Annotated in this window: 13 protein-coding genes and 1 tRNA gene; 8 read left to right on the top strand and 6 right to left on the bottom strand. The window is 61.3% G+C overall.

Annotation, left to right across the window (positions count from 1 at the left end):
- Nucleotides 1-73 precede the first annotated feature (73 nt).
- Nucleotides 74-352 (top strand): 50S ribosomal protein L27, encoded by a 279-nt coding sequence (rpmA, locus tag MUN80_RS04215; RefSeq protein WP_244720049.1) that lies wholly within the window; start codon nt 74-76, stop codon nt 350-352.
- A gap of 102 nt (nt 353-454) precedes the next feature.
- On the opposite strand, the gene MUN80_RS04210 is transcribed toward rpmA, so the two are convergent.
- The 5 genes from MUN80_RS04210 to hemW all read right to left on the bottom strand — a co-directional run bounded on the left by MUN80_RS04210 (nt 455) and on the right by hemW (nt 4603).
- A complete protein-coding gene (locus MUN80_RS04210) occupies nt 455-1213 on the bottom strand; it encodes a cyclase family protein (RefSeq protein ID WP_244720047.1) in 759 nt (252 codons plus the stop codon).
- 133 nt (nt 1214-1346) lie between these two features.
- Complete coding sequence (locus MUN80_RS04205) at nt 1347-2009, bottom strand: alpha/beta fold hydrolase (protein WP_244720044.1); 663 nt, start codon at nt 2007-2009, stop codon at nt 1347-1349.
- A gap of 38 nt (nt 2010-2047) precedes the next feature.
- Entirely contained in the window at nt 2048-2467 is a 420-nt protein-coding gene (locus MUN80_RS04200) for a hypothetical protein (RefSeq protein WP_244720042.1), read from the bottom strand.
- Between the two features lie 153 nt (nt 2468-2620).
- On the bottom strand, nt 2621-3427 hold the full coding sequence (locus MUN80_RS04195) for a metallophosphoesterase family protein (RefSeq protein WP_244720039.1): 807 nt from the start codon (nt 3425-3427) through the stop codon (nt 2621-2623).
- A 33-nt stretch (nt 3428-3460) separates the two neighbouring features.
- The gene (hemW, locus tag MUN80_RS04190) at nt 3461-4603 is read right to left on the bottom strand and encodes a radical SAM family heme chaperone HemW (RefSeq protein WP_244720037.1); all 1143 of its coding nucleotides are present in this window, start codon (nt 4601-4603) and stop codon (nt 3461-3463) included.
- A 149-nt stretch (nt 4604-4752) separates the two neighbouring features.
- On the opposite strand from hemW, the gene MUN80_RS04185 reads away from it, so the two are divergent.
- A complete protein-coding gene (locus tag MUN80_RS04185) occupies nt 4753-6633 on the top strand; it encodes a BamA/TamA family outer membrane protein (protein ID WP_244720034.1) in 1881 nt (626 codons plus the stop codon).
- 82 nt (nt 6634-6715) lie between these two features.
- Here the strand turns inward: MUN80_RS04185 and MUN80_RS04180 are convergent, their stop codons facing one another.
- Nucleotides 6716-7876 (bottom strand): alpha/beta hydrolase, encoded by a 1161-nt coding sequence (locus MUN80_RS04180; protein WP_244720031.1) that lies wholly within the window; start codon nt 7874-7876, stop codon nt 6716-6718.
- Nucleotides 7877-8116: 240 nt separating this feature from the next.
- On the opposite strand from MUN80_RS04180, the gene MUN80_RS04175 reads away from it, so the two are divergent.
- From MUN80_RS04175 to MUN80_RS04150, 6 genes are all read left to right on the top strand, one after another.
- A tRNA-Met gene (locus MUN80_RS04175) sits at nt 8117-8189 on the top strand.
- A gap of 390 nt (nt 8190-8579) precedes the next feature.
- Nucleotides 8580-11177 carry a cellulase family glycosylhydrolase gene (locus MUN80_RS04170; protein ID WP_244720028.1) on the top strand — a complete coding sequence of 866 codons (2598 nt, stop codon included), beginning with the start codon at nt 8580-8582 and terminating at the stop codon, nt 11175-11177.
- A 61-nt stretch (nt 11178-11238) separates the two neighbouring features.
- Nucleotides 11239-13797 carry a beta-galactosidase GalB gene (gene galB / locus MUN80_RS04165; RefSeq protein WP_244720025.1) on the top strand — a complete coding sequence of 853 codons (2559 nt, stop codon included), beginning with the start codon at nt 11239-11241 and terminating at the stop codon, nt 13795-13797.
- A 219-nt stretch (nt 13798-14016) separates the two neighbouring features.
- Nucleotides 14017-14457 carry a DUF983 domain-containing protein gene (locus tag MUN80_RS04160; RefSeq protein ID WP_244720022.1) on the top strand — a complete coding sequence of 147 codons (441 nt, stop codon included), beginning with the start codon at nt 14017-14019 and terminating at the stop codon, nt 14455-14457.
- A 93-nt stretch (nt 14458-14550) separates the two neighbouring features.
- Nucleotides 14551-15888: a cytochrome ubiquinol oxidase subunit I gene (locus tag MUN80_RS04155; protein ID WP_244720019.1), complete on the top strand. Its 1338-nt coding sequence runs from the start codon at nt 14551-14553 to the stop codon at nt 15886-15888.
- A gap of 15 nt (nt 15889-15903) precedes the next feature.
- Nucleotides 15904-16938, top strand: a complete 1035-nt coding sequence (locus tag MUN80_RS04150; RefSeq protein WP_244720016.1) for a cytochrome d ubiquinol oxidase subunit II — start codon at nt 15904-15906, stop codon at nt 16936-16938.
- The last annotated feature ends 56 nt before the right edge of the window (nt 16939-16994 follow it).

Below are 16994 nucleotides of genomic sequence, written 5' to 3'. Positions count from 1 at the left end.
GGTTATTCCAGCGTCGCTCGGCTCTAACGCGACATTCTAAGCACTGATAACCAAGCACTAAGTACTAAATACAATGGCACACAAGAAAGGCGTAGGTAGCTCCAACAACGGCCGCGAATCACATTCCAAGCGCTTGGGCGTGAAGATCTTCGGCGGTCAAGATATCATTGCTGGTAACATCATCGTGCGTCAGCGCGGCACCAAGCACCACCCCGGCCAGAACGTGGGTATCGGCAAGGACCACACGCTGTTCGCGATGGTAGACGGCACGGTACAGTTCCGCAAAGGCCGCAAGGACCGTTCGTACGTAACGGTTGTTCCGGTTAGCGAAACTGCCGAGGTTGCTGCTTAAGTAGCTCCGCTACAGCTCTTTGGAGCTGGTTCGATACAGAAAAGGGATAGTCCTACCGGGCTATCCCTTTTTGCGTTGCGCCAAGCAGCCCGCTAGCCGAGGCTAGGTGAGCGAGTATAGCACTGGCTTACTTGGGCTGGCGTCCAGCTCCAGGCTGGTGATTTGTAGGTTGAGCAAATACAGACCGTCAACCACTGCACCGGGCACGAAGATGAGCTCCGTAATCGTGCAGTGCGCGCGCGGGTTGTCAGGATATTGCCAGAAAGCGTGGTGGGCGAGCAGGGCACCCTGGTCTTCCTCCCGGTCGACGCTGGGCAAATCCAAGAGTAGGTGTTCAATATTGCGGGCTACGAGGTAGTGCGCCAGGGCGGGTTCTAAATAAGTGGGGTTGGTGCCCGAGTATTGGCGGTGGTGCTTGGCATCGTCGTTGGGTAAGGTCCGAAGCACCAAGGCCTCGGGAGCCACAACAGCCGCTTCCACTAAGGGCTGCACGTCGGCTAGCATTACTACTAAGTCCCCATTGTTTTGGGGGCGCGGCGCTACGGATACCAACTGGGCTACGAACAGGAAGCGGTGTAAGCAGCGGTTGAGCGTGGCCTCGGACGCGGGGCTGATGTGGCCGTAGCACTCGGTATGAGTACCGTTGCCGTGGGGCGTCAGGTGGACGCGCTGGTAGTTAGTGCTGCCGCCCAGGGCCACGCTGCCCACGAAGCTACCGACCCGGATAACGTCGAACTCCACCGGCTCAGCCCACCAGCAGTTGACCTGCCCGGGACCCGGCGCCAGAGGCAGAGAAATGTCCAACGGCGTGGCGGGGTCGAAGGAAAACGTGCGGCCTTGGTAAGAGTAAGTGGCAGACATAACGGGACGAAGCAGGCGAGTGGAGCCCTAAGATAAGAGCAGTAAGTCAGGACTAGTCGGTGCTATAACTGGGGTAGTAGTCAATCCAGAGTCAGCTGGAAACCTGCTGCGCGGGCCCGACCGTAGCCGATTTTTACTCAGTGGGCAGCATATTAAGAATCTGGCTGATTTCCGGGGCGTGGCTCAGAACCATGAAGTGAGTGCCGCCCGGAATCAGGTGCTCTACGGGCGTGGGGCCGGGCGGGAATACCCGGTCGTGGGAGCCCAGAATCTGGATGCTCTGACCTACGTTGGTACTGTCCCAGTGCAGGAGTCGGTCGATGGCCCAGCGGGTGTAGTTGGGTTCCATGTCCTTCAGGATCTGCTTGAAAACCTGATACTCCTCGCCATTGCGTACCCCGAAATACCACTGTCCGGCCCGGGGAAACAGCTTGAGCATCTGGGGCGGCACCAGCTTATACACCCGGGTGGCCCGGATGACGCGCAGCAGTCGGGGCAGAGCGTCGGCGTCGGGGATGCTGGAAACTAGCACGGCACGGGCGTAGGGGCGCAGGCGGGCAATTTCCAGGGCGACTACGCCCCCAAACGAGACACCCACCACGAAGCAGGGCTGGTCGGGCGGTACAGCCTGGGCCATACGGGCCACGTACTGGGGTAGGGTTTCGGTGGCCTCGGGCGTCAGCCAGTGGATTACGTGTGCCTCGCCGTCGAGCAAGGGCAGCAGGTTTTTGAATACCCGCTCATCGGCGCCCAGGCCAGGAATCAGGTAGAAGACGCGGGCAGCAGAGGCAGACACGGAGCAGACGGTTAGCGTTAACGCAAGAAACAGCCATTTCACGGCTCCAGGCGCATGAATACTCCTTCCAGGTAAAAGATATTGTGGGGCATACTGTCCTCTTCTTCCTCGGGCTCGTCGGCGGGATAAGTGCAGGAGAGCTTCATGGCCACGCCATCCAGCGGCACCGGCGGCGAGTCCTCGGTGGTGTATTCCAGCAGGCAGGGCCAGTCCGTAACGGTGGCCAGGGCGTCGGCAATCTGTTCCTGCAAAGCTTCCGTCCGCGGCCCGGCCAGGCGCAACAGCAAATCGAGCGTGGGAAACTGCAGCCCTAGGTGGAAGAAGTGGATGTCGTCGTCAAAAAAGGTGGTGGCCCACACCGTCACGTCGTCGGTGTTATCAAAGACAATGGCCGTAATCTGGACTTGCTCGACAAAAAAGTCGGTGTCATCCACAAGAGCATCAACGAGGCGTTTCATCTTCTGAACATACGTAAATCCAAGCCGTGAACTAAGCCGATTACGCAGATTTCCCCGATTTTGGCGGTCAGCGTGGCGCCAGTTCCGGCAAGCGGCTCAGGGGAAAGGAGTTAAACCAAATCTAAAAAACGCCGGCTCCCGGGCCGCTCTGGCCTAAGCCTGGCTGAAGAGAAAGACCTTGCTATCCACATTCAGTACTTGGGTGCCGTTGGCTAATATCTCGGGTTGGGTACCGGGCCAGTGCGAATGGCCACAAAAGACGAGCGTTGGGTCGCCTTTGGTCAGGACGGCCGTTAGCTGCTCCTCGCCCTGCAAGCCTTTCTCAGCAATAGCCGGCGACAAGTGGGTGAGCAATATATCCGGCTGGCCCTGCAGTAAGGCCGCCACTGCGCGCAGGTAGGCCGCTTCAGGCAGCCGGAAGTTTTTATCGGGCCTTCCAATGATGCCGCTGATACCTGCCACGGCCAGCCCGTGCTGGTGTACCATGCCCTGGGTCAGGAAGCTTGCCTTGTTCAGAGCCTGCACCTGATGGATGGCCGGACCAAAATCGTCGTGGTTGCCGGCAATGCCAATAGTGCGCCCGAAAGCCGCGTTGAACTTGTTCCAGACGCTGATGGGATTTCCGCTTGCCCCGCGCCTGGCTTTGTTGGTATACAGGTCGCCGCAGAGCAAGGCCAACGTACGTTCCTTCGCAAGCCCCGGAAAGTACAGCGCGTACAGCAGCTCCAGATAGTCTACCACGACTTCCCCGAGTAGGACATCCTCATCCTCGGCCGGCACCACGCCCTGCAGATCAGAAGCAACCACCAGGGCGCTGACCGTTTCGGGTAACCCCCGAATCGTGCCCGTGTAAATAGGAAGCTGCTGCTCACTGGGCTCCGTTTCGTTCGGCGCAGTCGTCCAATAAGAAATTGCTTCCAGCGGGGTAGGACAGACCGAAGCAATTTGAAGGCGCGTCATAGTATTCCCTTGATATGTGGCCTTTGGCCAGCGTTACGCCTCCGGCTCCAGAAATAACTCCAGGGTAATCTGGTCGGCCAGTAGTTTACCGCGGTCGGTGAGTACCAGCTGGGGGCCGCGCACGGTGGCCCAGCCGTTGTGTTCCAGCTCCCGCAGGTAAGGTGCCCGCGCCGTGCGCAGGTCGGTGCCGAGCGTGTGCTGCAAGTAGTCCAGGTCGCAGCCCCGGCTGGTGCGCAACGAGGTCATCAGGTACTCGTTGGCCCGGTCGGTGGGCGAGAGGGTTTCGGAGGTAGCGGGCACCACGCCTTGTTCCAGCACGCTGGTCACGTACTGCGGATTGTTTGCCACGGCGTACTGCCTACTATAACCATTAAAGGAGTGGGCACTGGGGCCCAGCCCCAGGTAGGGCACGCCGCGCCAGTAGTTGGAGTTATGGCGCGACTCCCGGCCAGGCCGGCAGAAGTTCGAAATTTCGTACTGCTCGTAGCCGTGGGCAGGCAGGCTCTGAAGCAGCATTTCAAACTGTTGGGCCACGAAGTCATCGGGGGGCGCGCTGAAGGAGCCTTTGCGCAGGCGGCGGCCAAAGACGGTATCGGGCTCGATGGTCAGAGCGTAGCAGGAGAGGTGAGGCACGTTTAGGGCAAACGCCGCGGCCATATCCTGTTCCCAAAGCCCATGGTCGGGCGCGGGCACGCCGTAAATCAGGTCCAAGGAAATATTCTCAAAGCCCGCATCCTGGGCCGTGCGCACCGCCGTGGTAGATTCCTGGGCCGAGTGGGCGCGGTTCATCAGCCGCAAATGAGGCTCGTGGAAGCTCTGCAGGCCGATGCTGAGCCGGTTGATGGGCGAAGCGGCCAGCTCCCGCAACTTGGCCGGCGTGAGGTCGTCGGGGTTGGCTTCCAGGGTAATTTCGGCCTGCGGGCTGACCGCGAAATGCCGGTAAATAGCTTCAAACAGCGTATGCAACTCTGCCTCGGTCAGCAAGGACGGAGTGCCGCCGCCGAAATAGATAGTTTCCAGAGTCGCGTCCGGCCCCAGGTAATCGCGCCGGATTTCCAGCTCCCGCACCAGGGCTTCTACCAGCTTGCTTTTCAGGCCCATAGACGTGCTGAAATGGAAGTCGCAGTAATGACAGGCCTGCTTGCAGAAGGGAATGTGGAGGTAGATGCCAGCCATGAAAAAGAGAAAAGCGCCCCGCAACAAGAGCCGAGCAACGCTGGAAAACAGCGCCGGGCCGGTGCTTCGTTCACTGCGCGAACTGCCGAACGGAGCCGGGCCCGTATTTTCGGGAAATTAAAAGCGCGTTTTCGCGTTTGTGTTTCCAAATGTACGTCCGTGCCCTCGTTTTCCTGCTGCTTGGTAGCTGGCTGCTTTGCGGCCGGCCCGGCGCCGTGCGGGCTCAGACGCCGACCTTGCCGGTGCCCAATCAGCCCGGCCTGAGCACCCCGCCTCCGCCGCCCGCTGCCACCGCCCGGCCCGATTCCAGCGTCCGGGCGCGGCAGGTTCGGAGTGCTAACCGCCGGATTATCCGCCTCGAAACCGAAGCGGCCGACCAGGCCGTAGTGCGCCGCTACCGCTACCGCACCGTGGTGCCTGATTCGCTGACGGCCTTCCGGGAGGTGCGCGACCTGGTGCTGGCCTTGCAGGCGGCTTCGTACCTGACGGCCTCGGCTGATGGTATGCGCTGGAGCCACGACACGCTGCGGGTGCAGCTCTACGTAGGCGAGAAATTCCGCTGGGCCCGGCTGCGCAACGGCAACCTCGGCGACGGCCTTATGACCCGGGCCGGCTACCGCGAAAAACTCTACAACCGTACGCCCTTCGAGCCCAACGAGTGGCGCAAGCTTCAGCAGAACCTGTTGGCTGAGGCCGAAAACCAGGGCTACCCCTTTGCCGCCGTCCGCCTCGACTCCCTGGAGCTGCGCGGGTCCGACATCAGCGGGCGGGTCGTGCTGGACCGGGGCCGGGTAGTGGTGTTCGACTCGATTCAGATAGTGGGCAAGACCAAGACGAAGAAGCGGTTTTTAACCAAGTACCTGCAGATTTTTCCTAACCAGCCCTACAACCAACAGCGCGTGGACGCGGCGGCGCGGCTCCTGCGGCAGCTGCCCTACCTGCAGGTGCAGGCCGAGCCCGAGGTGCGCTTTTCCCAGGGCCGGGCCCGCCTGTATCTGTTGCTCGAAGACCGGCCTTCCAACCAGTTCGACGCCATTGTGGGCGTGCTGCCCAACCCCTCGCCGGGCGTGGGCCAGAAAAAAGTGCAGCTCACCGGCGACGTCAACATCAACCTGCGCAACCTGAGCGGGGGCGGTAAGCAGATCGGGCTGCAGTGGCGCAAGCTCGACGCGGCTTCCCAGCAGCTGGCGGCTCACTACGTGCATCCCAACTTCTTCGGGACGCCGCTGGAACTGGGCGGCAACTTTGCGCTCTACCGCCAATCCAACTCCTTTCTGACGGTGCAGCCCCGCCTGCAGGTGACTTACCCTACGGTACGGGCCGGCCGCATCAGCTTCTTTACCGAGCGCCGCAGTTCCCGCCTGCTGGCCGACACGGTCAAGACCCTGCGGGAGCTGACCGTGCTGCCCGACAACATCGACTCGCAGTACAACTCCTACGGCCTCGACTACAACTGGAACAGCCTCGACGATTTGCTGTTTCCGCGCCGGGGCTTTCTGGCGGCCGGACAGGCAGCAGTGGGCACGAAGCGCATCACCAAAAATGCTGACCTGGAAGACTCTCTCTATAACCGCGTGCCGCTGCAATCCACGCAGATTACGCTGGGGCTGCGGCTGGAGCGGTACTTCCGCATCGGGCGCGGCGGCGTGCTGCTGACCCGCCTGCGGGGGGAGTCTTTGGTAAACGAGCGGCTGTTTCTGAACGACATGTTCCGCATCGGGGGCTTGGCCACGCTGCGCGGCTTCAACGAGTATGCCTTCTACGCCAACACCTACGGCATCGGCACCGCCGAATTCCGGCAGTTCACCGGCGCTGATTCCTTCGTGTTTCTGTTCGTGGATCAGGCCTATCTGCGGCGTGACCTGCAGAACGACAAGACCCGCGAAGCACCTACCGGCGCGGGCGCGGGGTTGAGCTTCCGCACCGGCGCTGGTCTGTTTCAGTTCGTGTACTCAGTGGGCCGCTCCGAAAATCAGCGCATGTCGCTCAGCAACTCCAAGATTCACTTCGGCATCATCAGCCGGTTCTGAGGGAGTTGGTTGGCGCATAAAAAAGCCCGCTGTGGAAATCAGAGCGGGCTTTTTTTTATAATAAAAGGAACCCGGGCTACGCTTACTTCAGGGCGTTTTTCAACTCGCCAGCGGCCAGGTCCTGGGCTTCTTTGGCCTGGGGCACTACGGCGCCCATGCCGAAGAATTCGTGGGTTACGTTGTCGTAGTTCTGATACTTTACCGGAATACCAGCGGCCTGCAGCTTATCAGCGTAGGCCTTTCCCTCGCTCATCAACGGGTCGATGCCGGCCGTGATGACTGTGGCGGGTGCCAGGCCTTTTACGTTAGGAGCCTTCACGAGCGAAATCAGGGGGCTATTGCCGTCGGCCGGGGTGCGCAGGTAGTGCTTGAAAAACCAGCCCATAAACGGCTTGCTTAGCGGTTTGGCCTGAGCATTCTTCTGGTACGAAGGCGTGTTCATGCTGTAGTCGGCAATAGGGTACACCAGCAATTGGTGTTTGGGCTGCATTATGCCTTTGTCGCGGGCCATCATGCAGACGGCCGCGGCCAGGTTGCCGCCGGCACTTTCTCCGGCCACCGCCACGCGCTTGGGGTCACCCTTGATGGCGGCGGCGTTCTTCAGTACCCACTGGTAGGCCGCAAATGAGTCGTTGTGGGCCGTAGGAAACTTGTTTTCCGGAGCCTGCCGGTAAGCCACCGACACAAAAACCGCGTTGGTCTTCTCGGCCAGGGCCCGCACCGATGGGTGGTAGGTATCTAAATTGGCAATTACCCAGCCCCCACCGTGGTAATATACCACCACCGGTAAGGGGCCGGTAGCCCCCTTGGGAATATAAATTCGTGCTTTCACGCCCGGGGCCACCTCTTTGCTCATCGTGTCGAGAGGGGAAGGCGGCGTGGGAATGCCGAAGTCCTGCATCACGGCCATGGTGGCGTCGGTAGCGGAAGGCGCTTTGCGGACCTCGGCAGGCGTCAGCGTTTCGGGCGGCGTGGGACCTTGTAGGGCCGCCAGCTTCTCGATAACGGTCTGCATTTCGGGCCCGATGTTCGGAGCCCAGGCCGGGCTCGGCCCGGCCGGCTTCACGGGCCGGGGGCCGGCCGTAGCGGCCGAATCGACGGCGACAGAGTCAGTGGCGGCCGCAGTGGCCCCCGACTGCTCGTTCGTGTTGGACGTGTTGCAGGAGGCTAAGCCCAAAGAAGAGGCAAAAAGAGCGGCGGCCAGCCACGCGGGGCGGCTGGCAACAAGAATAGGCGTAGTCATGGTGTGGTGGTTAAGTGCGGTTGAGCTTTCCACTTAGTACGACTGTTGAGCTTAATGGTTGAATAATTCTTAGTTAAGTTAGGACGGCAGGACGCGGATTGGCTTTGCTTTGAAAGCAATGGAAGTGAGCCGAAAAATTATTGTTGCTGATAATCAGGTTAAAGGCTCTGATGAGGGGCTCATTATACCCTCAGATGATGCATTTCCGAAAAACCCTCTTACATTTGCATCACCAAACAGTGCGGGGTGGAGCAGTTGGTAGCTCGTTGGGCTCATAACCCAAAGGTCACAGGTTCGAGTCCTGTCCCCGCTACCTAAAAGGGCGTTTCCAATACGGAGACGCCCTTTTCTTTTGTGCCCAAGGCTGTTGATGGCGCGTGTTTACGACTTTGCCGCGGCTTATTGGGGGCCCGTAATCAGGGTTGCTACGCCGGGTGATAGAGGCGGGTCCGTCCTGCACGAATAAGCCTTGGTAAGAAGCTGAACCGAAAAGCATCCGGCTTGAGTGTCTCCGGCAAGCTTGCCTTCTGGCGCCGGAGCAAGCCCCGCATGGGCTGGTCGAACAGGAGGATGATGCGTCAATCCGTAAGTTTGGGGCGCCGCTGGTCTGAATTTTAAAACTAGCCGGACCATTTCCTGCCCTACTGCTGATATTCTGCGCTGGCAGCTTGCCATCCTGGTAAGTGGCCTGTTTCCTTTGCGTATGCCGTTGACTCTTGCCCGCTTTTTCTGCTTGTTCAGCCTTTTAATCGGTGCTGGCTCTGCTGCCCGAGCCCAGACGGCCGCTACTGCCCGCCAGCCCACCGGCGACGTGTACGTGGACGGGCAGGGGGTGCTGCGGTGGCAGCAGAACCAGCAGGAAGTAGCCCTGTTCGGGGTCAACTACACGGCCCCGTTTGCCCACGCCTACCGGGCTCAGCGGACCGTGGGCGGTAGCCCCGAAAAAGCCATTGACCAGGACGTATACCACCTCTCCCGGCTGGGGCTCGACGCATTCCGCATTCACGTCTGGGACGTGGAGATTACCGACACGCTGGGCAATCTGCAGCAGAACGAACACCTGCGCCTGCTCGATTACCTGGTGGCCCAGCTCAAGCAGCGCGGAATTAAGGTTATCCTGACGCCCATTGCCTACTGGAACAATGGCTACCCCGAGCGCGACTCGGGCACCGGCTTTTCCAGCATCTACTCCAAGGTGCAGGCCTATACCAACCCGCGCGCCATCTGGGCCCAGGAAAACTATCTTACGCAATTCCTGAACCACCGCAACCAGTACACCCAGCTCCTCAACCGCGAGGACCCCGATATTCTGGCCTTTGAGGTGTGCAACGAGCCCCGCTACCACCAGCCCGCGGCCGAAGTCACGGCCTTTGCCAACCGGATGGTGGCCGCCATGCGGGCTACGGGCTACCGCAAACCCATTTTCTACAACATTGCCGAAAACCCGGGTGTCGAGGAAGGTATTCTGCCCGCCAACGTAGATGGGCTGACTTTTCAGTGGTACCCGGCCGGACTGGTGAGCGGGCACACGCTGCGCGGCAACCTGCTGCCACACGTGGACCAGTACTCTATTCCGTTTCGGAACGACCCACGGTTTCAGCGCCGGGCCAAGATGGTGTACGAGTTTGAATCGGGGGATATTATCCAGCCGGTGATGTACCCGATGATGGCCCGCAGCTTCCGGGAAGCCGGCTTTCAGTGGGCCACCCAGTTTGCCTACGACCCGCTGGTCATTGCCTACGCTAACACCGAGTACCAGACCCACTACCTGAACCTGGCCTACACGCCCGCCAAAGCCCTGAGCCTGCTGATTGCCAGCAAGGTATTTCACCGGGTAGGGCGGGGCCAAACCTTCCGCCGCTACCCCGCCGATTCGGTCTTTGACGCTTTCCGGGTCAGCTACCGGCAGGGCCTGAGTGAGATGAACACCGAGGAGGAGTTTTATTATACTTCTTCTACACAATCGATTGCCAAAAAAGCCTCCAAGCTGCGCCACATTGCCGGCACTGGCAGCTCCCCGCTTGTGCAATACGGGGGCTCGGGGGCCTACTTTCTCGACCGGCTGGCTGCGGGGGTGTGGCGCTTGGAAGTGCTGCCCGACGCCGTGGCTATCCGGGACCCGTTCGAAACAACTTCTCTGCAAAAGCCCGTCACCCAGATTCTGTGGAATGACCAGCCGCTGCGCCTCGCGTTGCCGGAGCTGGGTCGCCGCTTTTCGCTGCGCGGGCTGAACGAGGGCAACAGCGCCCAGGCCCAGGCCACGGATGGACGCGTAACGGTGCGGCCAGGCGTGTATCTGCTGGCCGCTGCCGGGAAAAATACCAGCGCCTGGACGGCCGATTCGAAGTTGGGCCCGCTGCGTCTGGGCGAGTTTGCCGCCCCCGAGCCCACTAGGCTCGGCCCCCAGGTGCGCCACACGCCGGTAGCCCAGGCCACGGCCGGGCAGCCGCTCACCATCCGGGCCACGATGACCGGCATTGAGGCGGCCGACAGCGTGTATCTGATTGCCCAGCACTACTACGGCCGCACCCAGGCCTTCCCGATGCGGCAGCCCGCCTATGCCACCGTCGAAGCTACTGTGCCGGCCGAGCTGACCTATACTGGCTTGCTGCGCTACTGGATGGTGCTGAAAAAGGGCGGGCAGCCGCTCACGTTTCCCGGGGGCTTCAGCGGCTCGCCCCGCGACTGGGACTATTTTTCCCGGGAGCAGTGGGAAGTGCCGTTGGTTAGCGCCAAAACGCCCTTGTACTTATTTCGCGCCGCCGCTGACAGAGAGCAGGTAGAGGCCCGCGCCCTGAGCCGCAACAGCTGGACCGACTACGTTACCACCGAAGCTGCCGGGGCTTTGGCCTTACGCTTCGGGCAAGGCGCGGCCAAGACTGGACCTCAGGCCGCGGAAACGGGCCCGGCGGCCTGCCTGCGGGCCTACTACGGCGACAAGCTGCAGGGCCGCCTCCAGGACCTGAGCGGTTTTACGGAAGTGGTAGTCAAGGCCCGGGCCAGTCAGCCGGTGGGCGTGCAGGTGCTGCTGGCTAACAAGGACGCTGCCGCCTTTGCCGCCCCAGTGCCCCTGACCACGGAGCTGCGCGAGGTGCGGGTTCCGTTGAGCAGCTTGAAAGCCAGTGCCTTGCTGCTGAGCCCGCGGCCGTATCCCGGCTTCCTGCCCCTGCGCTTTCAGAGCCAGAATCCGGGTGTGCTGAAGCTGGCCGATACCGAAGTGCTGCAAGTACTGGTAGACGCGGCTGCGCCCACCGGCAACGGTCCGGTGCAGGTTGATATTGAATCGATTTACCTCCAATAAGCAGCGGTTGGCCTGCCGGCAGTTGGTGCCCGGTGGTTTGCTGGCTTTTACCCTCTAGCTCATGCGTTTTTTCTCTTCTGTCCTCCTGGCCCTGGTGCTGACCGTAGCCGGCCCGGCCGCGGCCCAGTCCCGGCAGGATATTCTGCTGACTTCCAACTGGAAATTCACCAAGGGCGACGTGGCCAATGCGGCTCAGCCCGGCTTCAAAGACGACAAGTGGCAAACCGTGAGCGTGCCCCACGACTGGGCTATTTACGGCCCGTTCAGCAGCACCAACGACTTGCAGCAGGTCAAGATTGAGCAAAACAACGAGAAGCAGGCCACGACCAAAGCCGGCCGCACCGGCGGGCTGCCCTTTATCGGGACGGGCTGGTACCGGCGCCGGCTGCCGGTGCCGGGCTTCGGGCCGGGCAAGCGGGCCGAGCTGGTCTTCGACGGGGCCATGAGCAACGCCCACGTATTCGTGAACGGCAAGGAGGTGGGCTACTGGCCTTACGGCTACAACTCGTTTCACTTCGACATTACCTCCTTTCTCAACCCCAGCGGCGACAATATCCTAGCTGTGCGCCTGGAAAATCAGCCCGAAGCCTCGCGCTGGTACCCCGGCGCCGGGCTGTACCGCAACGTGCATCTGCTGGTCACCGACGAAGTGCGCATTCCGGTGTGGGGCACCTACGTGACAACGCCGGAAGTAACAGCCGACTACGCCCGGGTGAAGCTGGCCACGGAGGTTGCCGTTCCTGAAGGCCGGCTTATCGGCCGCGAAGGCGCTAAAATCAGCGTGAAAGGCAGCCGCGACGAGCATATCGGGCGCGGGGCGTTGCGCAAAGCCCTGTACCTGCGCCTCGATACCGACATCCGGGATGCCCAGGGCCGGGTGGTGGCCAGCAGCCAGACTCCGTTGGAAAGTGGTCTGCCGACGGTGGAGCAGGCGTTTACCGTCGTGCGGCCGGCCTTGTGGAGCCCCGAAACGCCCAGTTTGTACACGGCTACCTCCCGCCTGTATGCCCAGGACCTGGAGGTCGACACGACCTTCCGGCTCAAGGACGAGTACACCACCCGCTTCGGTATCCGCTCCTTTACGTTTGAGGCCAACAAGGGCTTCTCGCTGAACGGGCAGCCGCGTCGGTTCCGGGGCGTGTGCAACCACCACGATTTGGGCCCGCTGGGCGCGGCCATCAACACGGCGGCCCTGCGCCGGCAGCTCACGTTGCTCAAGGACCTGGGCGCCGACGCCATTCGGACGACCCACAACATGCCCGCGCCCGAGCTGGTGAGCCTCTGCGACGAAATGGGCTTTATGCTGATTGTGGAGTCGTTTGACGAGTGGAAAAAGCCCAAGGTAAAAAACGGCTACAGCCAGTATTTCGACGAGTGGTCGGAGCGCGACGTGGTGAACATGGTGCATCGGGACCGGAACCATCCGTCGGTGATTATGTGGAGCATCGGCAACGAGGTGCCCGACCAGTGGGCCCCCGGCGGCACCAAGATTGCCCGGCGCCTGCAAGACATTGTGCACCGCGAAGACCCGACCCGGCCCGTCACGGCTGGCATGGACCAGTTCGACGCGGTGGTCAGCAACGGCTTTGCCGCCCTGCTCGACGTGCCGGGCTTCAACTACAAGCCCCACCGCTACCCCGAAGCTTACACCAAGCTGCCCCAGGCCCTGATGCTGGGCTCCGAAACAGCTTCCACAGTCAGCTCCCGCGGGGTGTATAAGTTTCCGGTGGTCGTGGCCAAGGACAAGAAGTATCCGGATAACCAGTCGTCATCTTATGATCTGGAAGCCTGTAACTGGTCCCAGACGCCGGACGAGGAGTTTGTGCAGCAGGATGCGCTGAACTACCTGATGGGCGAGTTTGTGTGGACCGGCTTCGACTACCTCGGCGAGCCAACGCCCTACGACGAGTCCTGGCCTTCGCACAGCTCCTATTTCGGTATCATGGACCTAGCCGGCTTGCCCAAAGACCGGTTTTACCTGTACCGCTCCCGCTGGAACCCCACCGCGCCCACGCTCCACCTACTGCCCCATTGGACCTGGCCCGGCCGCGAAGGCCAAACCACGCCGGTGTTCTGCTACACGAATTACCCCTCGGCCGAGCTGTTCGTGAACGGCGTCAGCCAGGGCCGGCAAACCAAAGGGCCTTCCGACAAGCCCCAGACCCGCTACCGCCTGATGTGGAACGACGTGAAATACGCCCCCGGCAGTATTAAGGTAGTGGCCTACGACGCCCAGGGCAAAGTCGTGGCCGAGGAGGAAGTGCGCACCGCCGGCAAACCCCACCATATCCGCCTCGTCACGGACCGCAGCAGCCTGGCCGCCGACGGGCAAGATTTGGCCTACGTAACGGTGCGGGTGGAAGACGCCCAGGGTAACCTCTGCCCCGAAGCCGCCAACGAAGTGCAGTTTAAGGTGTCGGGCGCGGGCAAGTTCCGGGCTGCGGCTAACGGCAATGCCGCCAGCCTGGAGCTGTTTCACGAGCCGCACATGAAGGCGTTTCAGGGCCAGCTGGTGGCCGTAGTGCAAGCCACCGACAAAGCCGGGGCCGTGCAACTGCAAGCTACCAGCAAAGGCCTGAAAAGCGCCGCCGTAACTATCCAGACCGGCAGCGCCAAATAAAAGCATCCGGTGGCCTGCTGCCCGCTGTGGCGGTGGGCCGCATTTCTGTTGAAAAGGCCGTTCGGAATTTCCGGGCGGCCTTTTTGTGTTTTACCTCAGTACGTCCAACTGCTGCGCCGGGCATCGTTGATTTGTGCGGTAGATGCGCGGGTTTGTGTCTTCCCTGGCGTGAGTGCCGTAGGTAGTTTTGTAGTGTTATCTGACCTTAGCCTCCGCGTTATGAAACCCATAGATTCGTCCACCCTGGCCTTGCTCGATTTGCGCTGCCCGCGCTGCCACCAAGGTTCATTGTTTTCCTATCCGGCCTATAAGCTCACCAAATACGCCGTGATGCCCGAGCGGTGCCCCGTGTGCAGCGTGGCCTACGAGCCCGAGCCGGGCTTCTACTGGGGGGCTATGTTTGTGAGCTATGCCTTTTCAGTGGCTTGGTTTGCCATCGGCGGGGTGGCGGCTTACTACCTGTTCAATGACCCCTCGGTGTGGGTGTACGTGCTGCTGGTCACGGGTTTGGTGCTCGTTACGGCCCCGGCCACCCTGCGTTATTCCCGGGCCATCATGCTCTATTTGTTTGGGGGCATCAAATACGACCCTAACCTGCGGCGACTTCCCGGCGCTGAATCTTCTCCTCGAAGTCGGGCCAACGCCCCCGCTGTTTTGTAACCCCCGGCCCCGCCGTCAGAAACCCTGGCCGCGGGGCTTTTTTCTGGTTTCTGGTCTGCTACTTTTCCGCTTTCCGCCTTAGTCCCGCTGCGTATGGATGATTTTCTTGCTGCCCGCTCCCAAATGGCCCTCTCGCTGGGCTTTCACATCATCTTTTCCTGCATCGGCATGGTCATGCCGTTCTTCATGGCCGTGGCCCACTATTACTGGCTCCGGACCCGGGACGTAACCTACCAAAACGTGACCCGGGCCTGGAGCAAGGGCGTGGCTATCTTCTTCGCCACGGGGGCCGTGTCGGGCACTGTCTTGTCGTTTGAGCTGGGTTTGCTGTGGCCCAAGTTTATGGAACATGCCGGGCCTATCTTCGGCATGCCGTTTTCCCTGGAAGGCACGGCGTTCTTTATCGAGGCCATTGCCCTGGGCTTTTTCCTCTACGGCTGGGACCGGTTCAACCCCTGGTTTCACTGGTTTACGGGCGTGGTAGTGGGCGTGAGCGGGCTGGCCTCGGGCATTCTGGTGGTGGCCGCCAACGCCTGGATGAACAGCCCCGCCGGCTTCGACTACGTGAACGGCCAATACCTCAATATTGACCCCATTGCGGCCATGTTCAACGACGCCTGGCTTTCCCAGGCCCTGCACATGACCCTGGCCGCCTTTGCTGCCACCGGGTTTGCCGTGGCCGGCGTGCACGCCCTGATGCTGCGCCGGGGCCGCAACATGGATTTCCATACCCGCGCCTTCCGCATTGCCGCCGCCTTCGGGGCCGTGGCTGCCCTGCTCCAGCCCCTGAGCGGCGACTTTTCAGCCAAGGACGTGGCCCGCCGCCAACCGGCCAAGCTAGCCGCCATGGAAGCCCACTTTCACACCGAGAAATCGGCTTCGTTGGTGTTGGGCGGGTTGCCCAACGAGGATAAGCAGCGCGTGGATTACGCCATCAAGATTCCGGGCATGCTGAGCTTTCTGGCCCACGGCAACTTCGAGCAGGAAGTCACCGGCCTCGACCGAATTGCCCCCCAAAACCGCCCGCCGGTAGTCGTGCCCCATATTGCCTTTCAGCTGATGGTAGGCCTGGGCACGCTGATGATGGGCATTGCGGCGGTGTACTTCTTTGCCTTGTGGCGCAAAAAGCAGTGGCTCACGAGCCGCTGGTTGCTGGGTTTGTTTGTGGCCGCTACGCCCGCCGGCTTTATTGCCGTGGAAGCCGGCTGGACGGTCACTGAAGTCGGCCGGCAGCCCTGGATTATCAACGGGGTGATGCGCACGGCCGACGCGGTGACGCCCATGCCCGGCATTGCCTACTCGTTTTACCTGTTCACAGCCGTGTATTTGTCATTGAGCCTGGTTGTGGTTTTCCTGCTCTACCGCCAGATTCGGATGGTGCCCGAACTCTACGACGTGCCGGCCGGTACGCCCGAAGCCGCCCACGCCTAGCCGCTGCCTGTATCTATGGACTACGTTGTCATTACCTTCCTCTACCTGGCCATTCTGCTTTACCTGCTGCTCGGCGGCGCCGACTTTGGCGCGGGCATCATCGAGCTGTTTACCTCCCGCAAAAACCGCCGCGTAACCCACGAAACGCTCTACCAGGCCATTGGGCCCATCTGGGAGGCTAACCACATGTGGCTCATCATTGCCATTGTGATTCTGTTCGTGGGCTTTCCGCGCATTTACAGCGTCATGTCGGTAAGCCTGCACATTCCGTTGCTGCTCCTGCTGCTGGGCATTATTGCCCGGGGCACGGCCTTCGTGTTCCGGCACTACGACGCGGTGCACGACCGGATGCAGGGCGTCTACGCCACCATCTTCGTCTATTCGAGCCTGGTCACCCCACTCTTTATCGGCATTCTGGCCGGCAGCGCCCTGGCCGGCTACGTCGACCCCGCCGCCCCCGACTTTCTCTCGGCCTACGTCTGGAGCTGGCTGCACTGGTTTGGGGTGGCCGTGGGTGTTTTTACCGTGGCGTTGTGCGGGTATCTGGCCTCGGTCTATACGATAGGAGAGGCCACCACCGAGGCCGACCGGCAGCGCTTTATCCGCAAAACCCGCCTGCTGACGGTCGTGGCCTTTGCCGCCGGAGCCTTGGTGTTCGTGGCAGCCCGCTACGAAGGGTTGCCGCTGCTAACCTGGATTTTCGGCAATCCAGTGGGAATCACCGCTATTGGGCTGGCTACCATTTCGTTGGGTTTGCTGTGGTACGTGCTGGGCCAGGCCAGCCGCACCTGGCTGCCCCGGGTTCTGGCTGGCTTCCAGGTCACGATGATTCTGCTGGCCGTGGGCTACACCCACTTCCCCAACTTTATTCGCCTGCGCAACGGGCAGCACTTGTCGTTGTTTGAGCAGCTGGCCCCGGCCAAAACCATTTCGGCCCTGGGTTGGGCCCTGCTGCTGGGCAGCCTGTTCATTCTGCCGGCCCTGGGCTATTTATACTACAGCTTCCAGCACGTATCGAGGCCGCAAAGCGCGGAGGCGCACGGTGGTTAGTAACGCCAAGCTCTGCTTTGCGAGTCGTTGACCGGTAATCGGTGCCGTAGGATAGA

Source organism: Hymenobacter cellulosivorans (genome assembly GCF_022919135.1).
Lineage (GTDB): Bacteria > Bacteroidota > Bacteroidia > Cytophagales > Hymenobacteraceae > Hymenobacter > Hymenobacter cellulosivorans.
This window is presented reverse-complemented; position numbering and strand designations above follow the sequence as displayed.

Bases quoted from the DNA above. Each gene is read 5' to 3' on its own strand.
- rpmA (WP_244720049.1), top strand. From the start codon at position 74: ATGGCACACAAGAAAGGCGTAGGTAGCTCCAACAACGGCCGCGAATCA.
- MUN80_RS04200 (WP_244720042.1), bottom strand. From the start codon at position 2,467: ATGAAACGCCTCGTTGATGCTCTTGTGGATGACACCGACTTTTTTGTC.
- galB (WP_244720025.1), top strand. From the start codon at position 11,239: ATGCGTTTTTTCTCTTCTGTCCTCCTGGCCCTGGTGCTGACCGTAGCC.
- hemW (WP_244720037.1), bottom strand. From the start codon at position 4,603: ATGGCTGGCATCTACCTCCACATTCCCTTCTGCAAGCAGGCCTGTCAT.
- MUN80_RS04180 (WP_244720031.1), bottom strand. From the start codon at position 7,876: ATGACTACGCCTATTCTTGTTGCCAGCCGCCCCGCGTGGCTGGCCGCC.
- MUN80_RS04160 (WP_244720022.1), top strand. From the start codon at position 14,017: ATGAAACCCATAGATTCGTCCACCCTGGCCTTGCTCGATTTGCGCTGC.
- MUN80_RS04195 (WP_244720039.1), bottom strand. From the start codon at position 3,427: ATGACGCGCCTTCAAATTGCTTCGGTCTGTCCTACCCCGCTGGAAGCA.
- MUN80_RS04155 (WP_244720019.1), top strand. From the start codon at position 14,551: ATGGATGATTTTCTTGCTGCCCGCTCCCAAATGGCCCTCTCGCTGGGC.
- MUN80_RS04185 (WP_244720034.1), top strand. From the start codon at position 4,753: ATGTACGTCCGTGCCCTCGTTTTCCTGCTGCTTGGTAGCTGGCTGCTT.
- MUN80_RS04150 (WP_244720016.1), top strand. From the start codon at position 15,904: ATGGACTACGTTGTCATTACCTTCCTCTACCTGGCCATTCTGCTTTAC.
- MUN80_RS04170 (WP_244720028.1), top strand. From the start codon at position 8,580: ATGCCGTTGACTCTTGCCCGCTTTTTCTGCTTGTTCAGCCTTTTAATC.
- MUN80_RS04210 (WP_244720047.1), bottom strand. From the start codon at position 1,213: ATGTCTGCCACTTACTCTTACCAAGGCCGCACGTTTTCCTTCGACCCC.